The organism is Paenibacillus sp. 276b, from assembly GCF_900107875.1.
Classification (GTDB): Bacteria; Bacillota; Bacilli; order Paenibacillales; family Paenibacillaceae; genus Paenibacillus; species Paenibacillus marchantiae.
Genome location: NZ_FNRR01000008.1, coordinates 39,257 through 55,010, shown reverse-complemented (window position 1 = coordinate 55,010; position 15,754 = coordinate 39,257). Strand labels below are relative to the sequence as shown.

General features: G+C 36.4%; 17 protein-coding genes and 1 pseudogene. 15 read left to right on the top strand and 3 right to left on the bottom strand.

Annotated elements, in window-relative coordinates; genetic code table 11:
* The first annotated feature begins 142 nt into the window (after window positions 1–142).
* The 3 genes from BLV50_RS27185 to BLV50_RS27175 all read left to right on the top strand — a co-directional run bounded on the left by BLV50_RS27185 (window position 143) and on the right by BLV50_RS27175 (window position 2,671).
* Complete coding sequence (locus tag BLV50_RS27185; protein WP_090810926.1) at window positions 143–553, top strand: hypothetical protein; 411 nt, start codon at window positions 143–145, stop codon at window positions 551–553.
* A 129-nt stretch (window positions 554–682) separates the two neighbouring features.
* Entirely contained in the window at window positions 683–1,540 is an 858-nt protein-coding gene (locus tag BLV50_RS27180) for a GIY-YIG nuclease family protein (RefSeq protein WP_090810924.1), read from the top strand.
* 255 nt (window positions 1,541–1,795) lie between these two features.
* Entirely contained in the window at window positions 1,796–2,671 is an 876-nt protein-coding gene (locus BLV50_RS27175) for a hypothetical protein (RefSeq protein WP_090810922.1), read from the top strand.
* A 319-nt stretch (window positions 2,672–2,990) separates the two neighbouring features.
* Here the strand turns inward: BLV50_RS27175 and BLV50_RS27170 are convergent, their stop codons facing one another.
* Window positions 2,991–3,509, bottom strand: a complete 519-nt coding sequence (locus tag BLV50_RS27170; protein WP_090810920.1) for a hypothetical protein — start codon at window positions 3,507–3,509, stop codon at window positions 2,991–2,993.
* Window positions 3,510–3,639: 130 nt separating this feature from the next.
* Window positions 3,640–4,314, bottom strand: a complete 675-nt coding sequence (locus tag BLV50_RS27165) for a phosphodiester glycosidase family protein (protein WP_079696915.1) — start codon at window positions 4,312–4,314, stop codon at window positions 3,640–3,642.
* A gap of 319 nt (window positions 4,315–4,633) precedes the next feature.
* Here BLV50_RS27165 and BLV50_RS27160 point away from each other — a divergent pair, with 319 nt between their 5' ends.
* The 12 genes and pseudogenes from BLV50_RS27160 to BLV50_RS27100 all read left to right on the top strand — a co-directional run bounded on the left by BLV50_RS27160 (window position 4,634) and on the right by BLV50_RS27100 (window position 14,870).
* Window positions 4,634–5,812: a hypothetical protein gene (locus BLV50_RS27160; RefSeq protein WP_090810918.1), complete on the top strand. Its 1,179-nt coding sequence runs from the start codon at window positions 4,634–4,636 to the stop codon at window positions 5,810–5,812.
* A gap of 128 nt (window positions 5,813–5,940) precedes the next feature.
* Window positions 5,941–7,011, top strand: a complete 1,071-nt coding sequence (locus tag BLV50_RS27155) for a hypothetical protein (protein WP_090810916.1) — start codon at window positions 5,941–5,943, stop codon at window positions 7,009–7,011.
* 240 nt (window positions 7,012–7,251) lie between these two features.
* Window positions 7,252–7,608: pseudogene (locus tag BLV50_RS27150) on the top strand (RNA-guided endonuclease TnpB family protein); the annotation flags it as partial.
* A gap of 334 nt (window positions 7,609–7,942) precedes the next feature.
* Entirely contained in the window at window positions 7,943–8,659 is a 717-nt protein-coding gene (locus BLV50_RS27145) for a hypothetical protein (protein WP_143038156.1), read from the top strand.
* 314 nt (window positions 8,660–8,973) lie between these two features.
* Window positions 8,974–9,366, top strand: a complete 393-nt coding sequence (locus tag BLV50_RS27140) for a zinc-ribbon domain-containing protein (RefSeq protein WP_090810912.1) — start codon at window positions 8,974–8,976, stop codon at window positions 9,364–9,366.
* A gap of 363 nt (window positions 9,367–9,729) precedes the next feature.
* Window positions 9,730–10,383 (top strand): hypothetical protein, encoded by a 654-nt coding sequence (locus BLV50_RS27130; RefSeq protein ID WP_090810908.1) that lies wholly within the window; start codon window positions 9,730–9,732, stop codon window positions 10,381–10,383.
* Between the two features lie 403 nt (window positions 10,384–10,786).
* Window positions 10,787–11,572 carry an FRG domain-containing protein gene (locus tag BLV50_RS27125; protein WP_143038155.1) on the top strand — a complete coding sequence of 262 codons (786 nt, stop codon included), beginning with the start codon at window positions 10,787–10,789 and terminating at the stop codon, window positions 11,570–11,572.
* Window positions 11,573–11,800: 228 nt separating this feature from the next.
* Window positions 11,801–12,289: a helix-turn-helix domain-containing protein gene (locus tag BLV50_RS27120; protein WP_177031271.1), complete on the top strand. Its 489-nt coding sequence runs from the start codon at window positions 11,801–11,803 to the stop codon at window positions 12,287–12,289.
* A gap of 75 nt (window positions 12,290–12,364) precedes the next feature.
* Window positions 12,365–12,997, top strand: coding sequence for a hypothetical protein (locus BLV50_RS27115; protein ID WP_090810904.1), 633 nt, complete (start codon window positions 12,365–12,367; stop codon window positions 12,995–12,997).
* Window positions 12,998–13,059: 62 nt separating this feature from the next.
* Window positions 13,060–13,800 carry a hypothetical protein gene (locus BLV50_RS27110; protein ID WP_090810902.1) on the top strand — a complete coding sequence of 247 codons (741 nt, stop codon included), beginning with the start codon at window positions 13,060–13,062 and terminating at the stop codon, window positions 13,798–13,800.
* Window positions 13,801–14,454 carry a TIR domain-containing protein gene (locus tag BLV50_RS27105; protein WP_090810899.1) on the top strand — a complete coding sequence of 218 codons (654 nt, stop codon included), beginning with the start codon at window positions 13,801–13,803 and terminating at the stop codon, window positions 14,452–14,454.
* A 194-nt stretch (window positions 14,455–14,648) separates the two neighbouring features.
* Window positions 14,649–14,870, top strand: coding sequence for a hypothetical protein (locus BLV50_RS27100; RefSeq protein ID WP_090810897.1), 222 nt, complete (start codon window positions 14,649–14,651; stop codon window positions 14,868–14,870).
* On the opposite strand, the gene BLV50_RS27095 is transcribed toward BLV50_RS27100, so the two are convergent.
* A complete protein-coding gene (locus BLV50_RS27095) occupies window positions 14,865–15,746 on the bottom strand; it encodes a toll/interleukin-1 receptor domain-containing protein (protein WP_090810895.1) in 882 nt (293 codons plus the stop codon). The two genes, BLV50_RS27100 and BLV50_RS27095, sit on opposite strands and share 6 nt — an antisense overlap.
* Between the last annotated feature and the right edge of the window lie 8 nt (window positions 15,747–15,754).

The window sequence follows — 15,754 nt, the reverse complement described above, 5'->3', positions numbered from 1 at the left end:
ACAAAGGAGGGGCGTATTTACCAATCCATATTTCCAAAATGGGGGGGGGCAAGCAAACAAATGGGGTGTATAAATGTGAAGTCATATAAAAATCTTTAAGTTACCCGATCCATGCTGTCCTAATCCGGATGGAGGTCTGCAAATGAACCATAAACTCTCACAGTTGTCTGCTATGACTGACGAGCAACTGAATGGAATTATTGCACGGTGCTTGGGGTACAACCTAATGGATGATTATCGACAATACAACAACCCCCTTGCCGAAAAGATCTGGTTCAATCCACAAAAAGCAGAGTATGTTTGCAAGTTATCTGAATTTACCCCCTGTAGTGACCATAATGCTTTAACCTATGTAACACAGGAGGTACTCTACCAGGATGCCGGTGGGTATATAAATAACTTGGTTCATATTCTAGGAGCGACAAACCAATACCACTATAATAACCCCAACAATTTATGGACGATTACGTTAGAGGGTGTAAGTGTTTTGTTGCAGAGTTCCCCTAGAAGTTGTGTCATTGCGGCAATACTTGTACTTCAATATCGTATTTAGTCATCTTTGCACAGCTACTCTCAGAATTTGAGGGTAGCTTTCTTTACTTTTTCAGAATCTAAATAGAATAAAGATATAAGCCTTCAAAGGGTAGAGTATCAACCTAAAATTCAGAATGGAGGAGTTAAGATGAATCAGGAGCTGCTGCAACCCAATTACTATTGGATACGTGTGTTTGATTACAAATTTGAGAGAGATCAATCGGATAAAGGTGTGATGCTTGATGAATTCTATACAAAGGATTCAGCTGACCGAGAAAGTGTAAAAGAGCTAGTAAAAGATCGGTATTGTAAGGCAACTAGTGAGCACATAGGATTTGCTAAACCGAAAAAAGGAAAGAGCGGTATGTATGCCATTATCATGGAAAGTGAGCGCTTCTTCTATAATCGTTTTTATGCCATGATCAATACATCATGCTTTGTCTGTTTAGGAAACATACAGGGAAAGGCCAGTGCTTTTCCTAGGGCCTATATTGGTCCGAGAATCGGTTACCAATCTGGGGATGATGTTTTCCTGGATCTCACTATCACAGCATATTTTTGCTGCGGCGAATGCCAACAAAAATATTACCGAATAAAATCAAATCAGGAAGGGGAGTTTCAATCTCGAGAGGAAGGTGATCAGGGCGCGGTATATGGCTACATCTACTTAATATACAATCGGAAAGAAGACATGCATTATATCGGTAAGAGTAGGTACATACCCGCTTTCCGCTGGCAAGAACATATTAAATCAGGCCTGAAGGGAGACATTTGCGATTTGAATTTTTCGGTATTAAGCACCGTACGAAGAGATCCGACTTTAAATGAAGAGGGAAACATGAATTATTTAAGCAGCATGGAAGCATGGTGGATCAATAAATATGAAATGGAAAACCACAAAGTCATGAATATTGCCAAACCAAAAATAACAGTGGATGACCTACGTGAAAAGTTCAATGATATTGTTGTTAGACAAGAGCAACTAACGCTAGATGGGGATCTGTAATTTTGGGGAAATGGGTATTTGTGAAATATGCGAGAATAGAAGTATATCCACATTCCATATGTGTCTTGATATAATTAACAGTATTTTTTTGTTCAAGTCCAACTGTTCCATGCTCGTGCCGGCTGCTAAGAATCAAGTATACGGAGGGAATCAAGATCGTCATAGCCTATTGAGCAAGTAATAAAGTTTGGCCACGTGCTGAAGCGTTAACATGAATCTGAGGTACTTTTTATCCAATCAGGGGGGATATACATTTTGAAAAAGTACATAAGACGAACACATTGTCTTCTTAATGAAAGACTGGATTCTTGTCGAATCGATCAATGGGGAAAAGTAAAAGAGCATCAAAAATGGATAGACTCTAAAATGAGTGAGGCAGATCAGTATTATAAAAAGCTCAAACAGGATTGCCTTAACTTTGAAACTATTGATGATGTGTTAAACTACCAAATTGATTATGAAGTCGAGGAATTCCTTAGGACTGAGAGGTCAAATCTTCGTGCTACATGTGAATTAGAACCATCAAGCTGCAATAAGGTTGTTGAACATGAAAAATACGTATTATCTAATAAGCAAATGGAAATGGATGCATTACTAGAAAAAGTTTCATCACAGCACATACTGATAGGAGATCTGAAGAAACGATTTAAATACAAAAATAACCTTGTCTTTAATTTCAAAGAAGACAAAGATGGAGAAATCACATGTACTTATTTTAATTGTGATGACTTTAATATCAAAGATGGCTGTTACCTCTATCTTTCACATCGTGAAGTAATTGATCCTCGTTCAAATATTAATTTCTCTATCAAGGATGGAGGGTTGCATATTGTATTTATAACTTCACATAAGGAAGGGAAAAATCATGGATCTTTTATGTTGTCTTTACTCATGGACCTGATCCCAGTATTTAATAAGAAGATAGAAGAATATAATCTACAATCGTTCAACAAATTACCACATTTAACATGGGAGCAATTCAGGAAGAGTGTATTGTATAAAGACAAAGCAAATCATATCTATGGAACGATTGGAAGCCCTGGAATATCAGAGGTTGAGATGCAGAGATTGATAAATTTTTATAAAAGGAATGATCTTCATAAAGATGGTGCTATTTATAGAGAGATATGATCCATTGTAAATCAGCCTCCTCAGATGATAGTGTTATTATACCCCACTGAGGTGATTGGAATTAACAAGCCTTATCATGGGGACATTTATATTTTGATGTAAATTGTTCAGAGAACCGGCATTCTAGTATCCTTCTATTCATGATTCTTAAGGAATTACTGAGTTTAATTATGTTCAATTCTTATCGCAAAGGATCATCTACTTCTTGTTTTGAGTGCAGATGATCCTTTGTGCATCGTTAAACGAAAACCCATCTGATCAGGCTATTACCTACGCTGAATGCTGGATTTCGCTAGAAAAGCTTTTATCAATTATAAGTTCAGTCTATGGCCACAATGCTCCATTTTCCCTCTGCATCAGCCGCAAAATAATAGGTTATAGCTGCATCTTCAATTGCATTATCTCTTAACATTTCCCCGGTTACGTTAACTAAGATTTGATCTTTGGTTTTATCTTCTGAAATATTATAAATCTTAGTGAATTTATATTCCCCTCCAAAGGTTCCCATGTATGCATCTGCGGTCTTTAAGTCTTTAAAAGTACTGCGGAAGGCTTCTTCATCTAAGTTAACTTGAGCATCAAGATTCTTCTTTAAAACTGCCTTAATTTGTTCGTTTAACAAAGGATTATTTTCTTTTTCCAAGTCTATGAAGACACCTTTTTCAAATTCAACCTTTGTTTCGGCTGGTTTCTCAGTTGCTGCTTGTTCCTCAGTTGCTCCGTTCTCTTGTTTGGAAGTTTGATTAGCTTCCGAACTATTCTCTGTTGCGTTTCCACAAGCAGAAAGTGCCACTACGAGTGCCACCGATAGTAAGATAGTTGATGTTTTCTTTTTCATGTTATATCCCTCATTTCTGTGTTATGTTGAAATTGTATATATAAGTAAATAACGATACTAGTCAGAAAATGTTACAGATAAATAAAAAAAGAAGCCGAATTGGAATCGTCGGCTTCTTTTGAACTTTGTTTTAGCGTAGTGCCATCATTTGATAAACCGGGCGTGGTGTTGAATCAGACCCACTATAAGAGCCCTCTGCTACTTTGTATTGCGAAGATCCACTTCCGTCCAGCATGATACCATCGACCAGAGTCCCCGATCCAATTTTCTCTAGAATAGCGGCCCGGAATTTGGCAGCAGTTGTTTTAGTATCTGTAACCACCAGCCAGAGATTCTTAGTGTTATTGTATACTGCTGCAGTACGACAGGCACCACCATCTGGATTCTGTATGTTCTCTTTATTGGCTTGAGTTCTCCATACTGACTCGCTACTTGATAATTTCAAACTGATCCCGCCTTGGGCCCAGTAGCTATTTCGATTACCGAGTGCAAGTTCACTCGTTGTTTTAACGACTTGTACCGAGAGTTCTTCGTATTTAGCATCCCAGACCAATGTACCTCGTGCATGACTTACGTTCTCTGAACCGCCTGTACCTTGGCCTGTAGGTGCGACAGTGTTACCATTATTCACGGCAATCTGAAGCAAACGTGATCCTTCGAAGAAACCACCGTTAACACCATAAGTGGATTGAGCTGGAACAGAAGATGGTCCGATCCATTTAATGTATACCTCTTTTGGACTTGTCTTAATTGCGTACAGTTTTACTCCGTTTGATGCTGTAACAGTCGAGAATGTATATGCCATTATAATTGCTCCCTTATTATTAGTTTTGAGAAACAAAGGGGGAATCAACAGTGTTCCAGCACTCCCTAGCTGAGAACTTGTTGCCTTTGTTCCTCTCATTAATAAAGGTAATTATTATCATCAATTAACAACCAAACAAAAAAAGTAATGAGTCACGAAAGCGTAATTCATTGGACTTGTATCGTATTTACTCTAAATGTTTTATCTGAGATAATATGAAAGTTGTTAGATTTATCCTGCTGGAGAGGTTGGTGGTAATATAAGAATGTTATAGAACTTCAATGATCGAAAGAGACATACATACTAGGAGGAATACCAAGTGCATCATCAAAAGCTTAATCAATTTAAAAGGACTTTTGTTATTTTTAACGTGTTCATTCTATTGTTTGTGGTAGCGATACAAGTGAAAGCGGAGGCTGCAAGTACAGACTTTGCTCCTGGTGAACTGGAAGCGGGTGCTATCATGCAGTGGGGTGGAACAGCACTCCTTGCAGCAGCGGGGAACGCAACCGGTATTGAACCCGCTATTATGGAGCAAGTGCATGATTTTGGAATACAGGCTTGGCAAGATGCGGACTCGGCTACAAAAGCCGCGATTACTTCCTCAATCAAGGGTTTAGATGATCTTTGGGGGACAAATAGAAAATACAGTCTTCAATGGGACTCAGATGCACAAATTTATCTTGTGAAAAAATTCGATGAATATTTCGGTGCGGGAGCACTAATTAAAGCAAATAAAATAGTCAAAGTTGCAACTGTAAAGTCTATTATTCTAGCTTCTATGGTGAACTACGGAAATAACATAGTTGGAGATCTTGGCTTTATGGGTACTTCTACTGGGCGAGACATGATCCTTCAAAGTGTAAGTGTAGATACGATGGGTCGTGTGTCGGTGAGTTTCAATGTTCCCTTCACGTTACCTCCGACTTTAGCAAATGAAAAATTCCCTAACGCTCTCGCTGCTTACCATGCAGTGGTGAAAGAATTAGGAATCAAACCAACATTCCAAACAGTAAGACCAACTTTTGCAGATTTATCTCAAAGCATCCAATATAAACCCTTATCATATGCAAAAAATTTCCCTACACGCTTGACGATCCCCGCGTTAAAAGGAATTGTAGATAGCCGCGGGGAAATAACGACTCTTGAGAAACCGAACATCGGTCGGGTTGGGAGTAGCCTTACAGGAGAAATTGCGATTAGTTATCCTACCTATATTGGAGATACGGGTACGTTTACTTCGGCAGACGCTGTGACTGTTGCACCTCCTGAAGTACCGGTCGGTGGAGGAAATGGTAACGGAGATGGGGGAGCAAAGGATTCCCCAACATACTCACCACTAGATCTAATGGTTTACAAAGCAATGTTGCAATTTATACAGGATTATCGAGTTAACCATTCAAATAACTTGGATCAACTACTGGACTATATGAAATTAAATGATTCAGGTAAGCCTTCAAATAAAGAAGCTTGGAACACCTGGTTGGGAAGCTTTTAAAATCCAGCCTATGCCTTGCTAGTCAGTCTGACTAGTGAGGTTTTTTTCTTGCTAAAACCCAATCACAATCATGTCTGGTACACCAACATTAGCCTAATTACCCGAAGCAATATCAAAGGAGAATACATATGAAGTATTTAAGAATGTTTATGTTATCAAGTGCACTACTAATGATCCTTGCAGGATGTTCATCCGATAAGTCTGAACAAGTGGAGCTTGAAGAGATAAAAACGGAGCAACAGCAGCCCATCCAGGTGGAGATATCTGTGAATGCAGAATTCGATAGAGATGATCGACTCGCGATTAGTGGTAATACGAATCTGCCGGCAGATATGGAACTGATGTTATCCGTGAAGAGTGAAGGGGGATACAGCGCTCAGTCGAAGGCCTATGTCTATAACAGTATGTTTCAAAGTGAGCTGTTTACTTCAGGCGGGAAGGGGCTTCCGGATGGTAAGTATATTGTCTCAATCTCTACACCTACAGCCAATGTACAACCTCAAAATGTGAAAGAGATTATAGGTGAACAAGGCATCAATCTTTCCGGAGAGTATGTGAAGGAAGACGAGATATGGGGAAGAATGGTTGACTACTCTTATAAGTTTAGTAAAGGAGAATCTTCAGCTCAACTCATGCCTGAAGATGATCAGGTTTGGTCCACCATTAATGGATATCTAGCAACAGGCCAATACCTTGAGGTAGCAAAGTTGGTGGAAAAACTTTCGAATCCAAGCAAGGATATTCAGATGATGTACAAGTATGCCATGTACCATGTATATGGACAGGACGGAGAAGATGATAAATCACTTGAATCACTTTATGCTATACCTAGAGGTTATACCGGTCACAACGCTGACTTGGTTTCATATTACAAATATACCCACGAATCATATGAAGAAGGACGCAGTGATCCAATGATAAGCTTCGATGATTACATAAAACTGTACAAAAACGGAGAGATGGTAAAGGACTCATACGCATCTTACCGCTCTGAACAAAAGCAATCTTCAACTCGAGAAAGCGGCACCTATAGTGGAAACACACAAAGTACAGATACTTACATGGAGAAAACGCCAGTGTATGATGATAGCGGAGACTACAATAAGTATGGCGAGTACAAGCCGGTTGAAACAATGACACCCGATGAAATACAGGAAGAGTTAGAAGGAATTCTAAGTGATGCGATATCTGGGTATTAGACTGCATATGGAAAATTTTAGAATGATAGGGAGTAATGAATAAGCTAACCAATTAATTAGCAAGGCTGTCTTAATAAGTTTAGTTCATTTGTAATTGATACTCATCATTTTTACATTAGCTGAAGAACTCTAAAAACTAAAATCGCTTTTTTGGCGATTTTTTTGTTGGTGGAAGAAGGTCGATAAATAGCATTTCTTCTTCTGTAATAGAACGTGGATAGCATAAATATTGAGGGGCAAGAAAAAATTAGCCATCAGCGTCAGGACTTCTTACACAAAGTATCTACCAAGATGATTAGCGAAAACCAAGTCATTGTCATGGAAGATCTTCGAATAAAGAACATGATGCAGAATCACAAGTTAGCCAAGGCCATCAGCGAAGTGTCTTGGAGCATGTTCCGTACAATGCTTGAATATAAGGCGCATTGGTACGGTAGAGAACTTATAATAGCACCTAAGCACTATGCAAGCAGTCAGCTTTGCTCATGTTGCGGTTACAAGAATGGTGAGGTGAAGAATCTCGCCTTGCGTGAGTGGACTTGTCCAGCATGTAACGTGCATCATGATAGAGATGTTAACGCTGCTCAAAACTACTAAAACTAGCCATGTGATATGGCATCCTATGGGTTAGGAACTAGCCTAAAAGCTTGGGTGAACTTGAAGCAGTGGGCTTCATTGACCAAGAAACCGCCACCACTTAGGTGGATGGTAGTTCACTTATAGATGGGAGTGTACTATCGAAATAAATGATGTGCTATATCAATTATTATTTGTTTGATAGAATTAAATCCTATCGAGAGATTTACAGTAACGAAAATTCAAAAGTACATTGTCCAGGTACTGTATTAGAGAGCATTTTGAAAAATTTGAGATGGGCAATGGAATGTACCGCGTCATTGTATTCAAAAAAAGAATTAAGAGGGGCATAACGTTGATTAAACTTTTTAAGTACAGTCTGTTGGCGAGAATTTTAATCTTGACTACAATTAATATTTTACTGTTTGGTATCCTGATCATGTTTCTGGGTTACTTAATTCAGAAACATACCCTTATAGATCAGTTGCACAGTCAATTGGTTATCAATAGCCAGGAGTGGGCATCCGAAATAAATCCTGAAGACGTTGAGAGGGCTCGCAAAGAAGAAAGCTTTGATGATCCCATTCAAACTAAACTACGTCTTTTCTTAGATCAAGTGGGTTATAACAACTCCAACATAGCCCAAGCCTACATATTTGGTGTAGAGCTTAAGAATGGCAGAGATACATCCATTGTCGCTATGCCAACTAACCTGACCAAATCTTTTAACGAGTTGGGCATGTCTGTAGGATCAATGTACGAGCAGCCGATAGAAGTAGCCAACGGAATTAGTAGCATGCTTGATTCCGGAAAGGTGACATTTACAAGCTTCTATGATGATATCTTTGGGACGTGGACCACAATATTATATCCTTTAAAAGATAATCACGGTGACACCTTTGCTTACTTCGCGATCGATACTAATGCCAGCAGTATTCCAATCTCATTAAGGAAATATATATCAACTACACTTTATGTTTTAATTGCATTTATGATCATATTTATTGCGACGCAATATTTTACGGTGAAGGAGATCCTTAAGAATGCTTCCAAGAAGGATATTCTAAAGTGATGGGTATCGTATCATAAGGGGTAATATCGTTTCAATGAGAGAAATTAACTGTGCATTACGCTAAAATTAAGCCACTCAAAAATGAGTGGCTTATCTTTTTATTACGACTCTAATTTGAAGTACAACACTTGCAGAAAATGAAAAGTGTATAGGGGTATTACTATGATTTTATTAGAAATATTAATATAGATAACTTTTAATACAAGAAAGTTCATAGTCCATTGGAACCGCTACATATATATTTTATGTTTCTATATACCTATGTTATTGGATAATGATATTATAATGGGAAATATAGTATAGGAGATGTGAAGATGTTATTTTGTACAAATTGTGGTTCAGATCTATCTGAGGGGAGTTTGTTTTGTAATAAATGCGGTACAGAAATTAATGCAGTTCAAAAAGCGGTTCAATCTACGCAATTAGCTCAATCGTCCAAAGTGAATGACGACAACCAAGGTATTACATTGACCCAAGAAGAACAGAGAGCTGAAAATATAAAACAGATAAAAAGAGATATTAAACCCATCCTTGGATGTTTTGGACTCATTATTTTATTTTTTGTTCTTCTTGCAGCTTGTGCGGCTTCCAATAAAACAGAACCAAAAAGATTAGAAGATTATTCAAATAAAGAGATGAGAGATTTTTTGAAATGGAAATTAAATGAGGATCAGAAACAGCGGGATAACGAACCATTTTTCAAGTGAATTTACATTCATATACAAACCTAATGTAGTATTTTAAAGGATTGCAGTATGAAGTGCCTCACCTACTGGAACAAAAAGGCTCAATGTCAGACTCTTGCAAAATGGAATTACCAACGTTACATGTTGATAAAGCAGGATTGTTTTAAAATCCAGATTAACATCATTAAGAGAGCCGAAAAACAAAAGATCTCTACGTTTCTATACGATTTTAATAGTGGTAAGATAAGGTTACCTTAGTTTATTACTTTAAGTGCAGCGCTTCAAACGTCCATTTACATAGATACAATACATGTAATTTGTCTAACATATTAAGTTAGCCATAATAAGACTGAAAAATAAAACAGAAAAGTAGTAGGAGATTAAATGGTCAAAAAAAATAAAAGAAATAGAAACTCGAAGAAAAATCCTAATAAAGGAAAGAGACAAAAAAAAGTGCAACAAATAAAGATTTCATCAATGAATTTAGGACAAATTTTATTAAAAGGAAAAGAAACACTCAAGAAACTGGCTAACTTCATAAGATCTTTCGATAAATCATTTATAGGTAGGATCATTAAATTTATTACTTTAATACTCACGATATTTGTCTCTTTAGGACTTTTATCAATTGTTATATCTAATTTAATTAACTGGAACTGGTGGTTTCCATTCAATTTAGAAAGGGCTGCTAATCTCTTAGATATAATTATCATTCATTTTAGCAACTTTATGCAAATTGATAAAGTCCCAAACTTAGCACTTATGATTAGTTTTTGGAATTTTCTGTTTAATGCTGTAAAGTCACTGGATATGAAAATACTAGCAATCAACAAAATGGATAAAATTCCTGTAAAAAGTAAAATTAAATTGGTGATTACTGATTTATATGTAGCTTATACTTTAATAGGTCTAAGTCACTTCTTATCTCCAGAATACGTGAATTCATTTAGATCTATGGGTATTTCATTTATCTTCACTACCGCTATTATTCAAGTCTTTTTATTCTTGAATAGCAAAAAAAACAAACAAAATCTTTAAACTTCTACATTGCTCAAAAGTACACCAAGACACTTAAAGCGTAAGGTGTAGTCGTCAATTCGGTGATTTTCTTTGCGTAGATAAGTAAATCTCTCTGATATCAAGTGTCAATGTTTAATGTGGAACCTTGATCCATTAAAAATCCAGGGTCCTATTTCGGCTCGATTTTATGCTGATGATACCTGAAGACTAAGAAATACATCTGTATCCTCTTTTATGCTGTTAAAAAGGGATTTGGGATGAGGTGCTTGCGTTTATTTTTTTTGGAACTAGATATCTCTCAGTCAGACAGAAATTTGATAAAGTTAATAAAATGTTGTTGGTTTCCGATTTGATCTTCGACGTGAAGAATATACATTGCAATATCGTTTCACGCTCTTCATAGATAAAAAGGAGGATTTAAGTGGGATACTCAAAAGAATGGAACGAAGTACTAGAGTTTATCTGTGATTTTGAAGATAAAACATTTATGAGTAGAGTGTGGTTTAGAGGTCACAGCAACTCATCATACTCGCTAAAATCAGGACTTTTTAGGGAGAAGCATGATGATCTTTTCAACTACTTGTATATTGAGGCCACTAATTTTGATATCTTCAGAAGTTTAGGTTCTCATCTACATAATAATTTAAGAGATTGGGAACTACTTTTCCTTATGCAACATCACGGTGTTAAAACAAGATTACTTGACTGGACAGAATCATTCGCTGTTGCGCTTTTTTTCGCCTGTGCTGGATGGAATGACAATGATAGTAGTGCAAGAATATGGTTGCTTGACCCCGCCGAATTAAATTTATTATCTATTGAAACACCTAATGCGATAGGAGTAAATTCTATTGGAGCATATGAAAAAACAATACAGGAACCATATACATTCCACGACAGTACTGTAGCAATCTATCCGCCGAGAAATAATAATAGGATTTCACGACAACGTGGAACATTCACACTTCAAGGAAATACATTATCTGCATTAGATGAAGAGTTTAATGGCGAACTAGTCAAATCTAAGAAACTTTCTTTTATTGATTTGCAACCCAATGTAAGGGAAGATGCCATTAGATACTTGAATCAGAGTGGTATAGATTACTTCTCAATGTACCCTGACCTAGAGGGACTCGCGAGATACGTGAATGATTACAGTACTAGTAAAAATCTCTCCAGAAATATAATGCCAAAAAATCACATATAGCAGAGGTAATTAATGATTAATCCTAGTCGAAATTCATCTAGTGGTAACGGGTAGATAAGTAATGTTAGTGAAATTCACTTATTGTTTAGTAAAGGTATTGAAGCATATGTAGGTCCTGACTTAAGCTACTAATGAGAATATTATGTATATATTTGAGGTATGAAGGATTAAGAGACACTACCATAACAAATACTAGTGTTGTTCCTGAGAATGAAGAGGGGGATGATTATGAGAGAACATCAGAAAGTCAGTGCCGGAAAATTAATTGAATCTGCACGAATTGAAAAAGGCTTAACAATGACTAAGGCAGCTTACCTTGCTAAAATGTCACTTTCGACATTCTCTTTGGCCGAGAAAGGCAGCGAAAAACATCCATCAACATATGACACAATTTTCAAAATTGCTAAAGCCTTAGAATTAGATCCACTGGTATTGATTGAATTGTCACCACATTTAGACGTCACCCAAGCACCTGAAATTGCACTAATCAAAGGCGAGTCAAAAGATCCCAAGGTCGTTTTAGCAAGGAGAGTAAAGGAACTACGTAAAACTAAAGGAATGACTCAAAAAGATGTTCGTAGAAAAATTAATATGTCCGAAATTCGTTTTAGTCATATGGAGTTAGGTCGATATATGCCAAATGAATTAAAGCTCAGAGAGTTAGCTGATGTTTTAGAGACTACTATTGATTATTTAAAGGGCCAATCAGAATATTGAAAGGAGGGAGGAACTATTTTGCTGGACTAACGTAATGCAATATTATGTTGTTAACTTATTAAGTGGAGTGATTGAATGACAAAGATTTTTAAAGAGAATTCGTCTAGCCATCATTTGAGAACTAGATATAAAGCTGTTGGTTGGATTTCTGGTTATGGAGCAATAAGCCTATCAACAGTTCATCAGGTTAAGCAAAAACTGATTGAAAAAGAAACATTATCAGAGTTAGGAAGTATTCGTTCGGGTATAGAAGCGCAACTGGACTTTTTTAAACAGATTAGTATTGTGCTCGCTATAGTGACATTTTTAGTTTCCACCATACTCAACCCTCTAACATTTTATTTGCAACAATCCTTAAAATCAGTAGATTGGACTCACCAAGCCAGGACAGAAATAATTGAGAATAGAGCTTCTGATATGGAACCAGACAATCATGAAAATTTAATTGCTACTCATCTTAATGAAGAAGTTGAAGAGTATAACAAGGAATTACATAAACTTCAAGAAGCCCATAATTGGATGCTATTCAGTATACTATTTCCGATGTTAGTTGTTTTTGCATTGTTGTTCGCTAAGTATAGGTGGTTAACTAGTGCCTACACTTGTGTTAACGAGGCGTTTAAAGAAAAAGAAAGACTAGAAACTGCCGAATCATCTCGGAAAGAAAAATTACGACAACACAGAGAGACTAGATTAAGAACAGGGTAACTGTTTTTCTAAAGAAATAAATCGTATAATATTATCCCTTCAAGAAGTGAGGTTGTTAGTTTTTGAAGAAAATCCATCCCCTGTTTTGGTTTGTAGTTCTCATGGTAATAGGTATATTTATCGCATCTATCGTATTTGACCTCAGTTTTGTTAATACAAATCGTTTTTTTATTAATGTGAAAATAATATCAACATTTTTCTTCGGCGCGCTTCCCCTTCTTCTTGTATTTGTGTTACTTGTTTTGTTATTAACTAATAGATGGGCTTTCAAAATCGAAAGATTAAGTTTGGGTGGGTTTAATTTATTGTTCGATAATCCTGCAAAGCTCTATAAGCGCTCAGTGCGTTCCTTTCTTGATACGAAAAGAACGCTTTTTAAGATTGATTTTGAACGAGATAACTTTGACGAGACTTTGACTTCATACTATAAGACATATGAATTTTTCCGGGAAGAGATGAAAATACTAGATAACGAAAAGAAAAGAGGGGGATGGAGCAACAAAGGCGAGCAACAAGAATTATATAAAGTAACAAATGAAATAGTGTCCGTATTAAATGAATTTCTTACTTCACACCAAAACAATTACCGGAGATGGTACAAACGAATCTCCGAAACAGACAAAATTATCCCTATTAATGGTGGAGAACTGGTATTTCATATGACACCGATTTCCGAAGTGCAAAAAAACTATTATCGATACAGAGAACTCTGTAAAGGATTTGAGGAAGTCAACAATTATTTTGTAGATAAAGTTAAAGAGACCTTTGAAATCCATACCGATAAATGGAATAGGAGCTTATGAATGCACAAGACCTTTATTAGTTATCATCATCAGAATGATCAAGACATCAAAGACCGGATCATTAAGAAATTTAGCGGCGGTTCTTTTATTGATAAATCTGTGTCTGATGGAGATATCAACGTTAATAATTCTGAAGAAACCATTATGCGTACTATTCGGGAAGACTTTCTGGCTGATTCAACAGTAACCCTTGTTATTGTTGGAACTGAAACAGCTCAGCGACCATTTGTAAATTCTGAGATTCAAGCTTCCTTATGGGGAAATAATTATAACGGCTTGATAGCTGTAGTAAGAGACGAGATTTACGATTTAATTTATCAAAAGAGTATATGCTCCTCTTTATCTTGTGGTTGTGGAGTTATATTACGCAAGCCAACAAAGTTTTATGAAAAGTATACACCAGAGCTAATACGTAAAAATCATAAATATGATGGAGATATAGCTCACTTTACTGACGACCAAGTTTTTTGTTCCATTGTGAAGTATGCAGATTTTATGATCAAACCTGAGTATTACATCGATAAAGCATTTAACAAGCGTAAAAATAAAAAGATGTTAATTAAAAAACGTCTCTCTGAAAACACCCCGAAAATACAACCTAAAAAAGATATATTTGGGGGGATATTTAAAGGACTACTCTATCATAGACATTAGTGGTTTAGTCGTAAAAACTAATCCGCTTTAAAAGTAAACAACCAACTATGTCTATTTAATTACTAAAAACGTCCCAAAAAACTCCTTAAATCCACTATAATCAATCTTCAATAAATTGATTTGTCGATATAATCGTAATATGCCACCTCCAGAGAATCTATGTGGAGGTGGCATATTTATTAGGAGGTGTTTAAATGAATACTGATATACGTCTGAAAAAACTAGAAAAAGAAGTGATGGAATTAAAATATCAAACCAATGTTTTACAATCTCTGTTATCTGTACGTACTGTGCCGATATGGGCACAACAAGCCATAGAAGCTGCTGAAAAAAGTGGAGTTGTGGAATCTCATGTTGGGAATAGTCTTGATTACTGTCGAATTGTAGATTTGCTTCACAAAAAGGGAATATTATAATAATAGTTGTTTTAGTTGATCCGCAATTTCTTCAATAGAATTAACAGATGAATTTAATGCAAGTTTATCGGCGAGGGAAGGGCTGTATCTGATTACTTCTGATTTTGTGACTTTGTGCCAAATTGGGAGGATTACCCCCGTTCCCCCCTCCATTTCTCTTGCAACCAACCCATCTACCTCATAAGCAGGCCATCTTTTGTTTATAAACGTCGATGATATTACAATGATTCCGTACTTCGAATTTGCTAACCCCTTATCGATGGATTGTCTCAGGCTGTTACCCCATCCAATTGAAATTTCATCATACCAAACCTTTACTCCCAATCGTATTAATTCTTCAGCAAGTGGACGAACAAAATCTTCTTTATCTTCTGAAGCATGTGAGATGAAAACATCGTATTCTACTGTTGTCACTTCAACCTCATCATTTATTGCCTGGGTGTTTGATCGTACCTGTGCTGTTTGTTGGACAAGTCTCTTTTGTTCTTCCAATTCTCTTGTAATTTTTTTCTGATACTCAAGTTGATCCCGTTGTAATTTTTCTTGTGCTTGAACCTGTTTTTTAGATTCTGAAGCTTGCTCTTTAGAAAATTGTTGCTGGTGACGCAGTAATTCTTTATTTTTGCCAGCTACTTTCTTTTGTAAATCAGCTTGTTTTTTGCTACTGCTAGTAAGATCATTATTTAATCGATTGATTTCGGAGATTTTGCTATTTAGTGTTGAACTTGTTTTAGCCTTAGATAAGGCTTGTTGTGCGCGGTTTAATTTAGAATTGATCGCGGCTTCTTTACTTTTTTCGTCGCTTATTTTCTTTTGTAAGTCAGCCAAATCTTTCTGAAGACGGTTTATTGAGTTTTGTGTTGTACTCAAAGCCATGTGTCTTT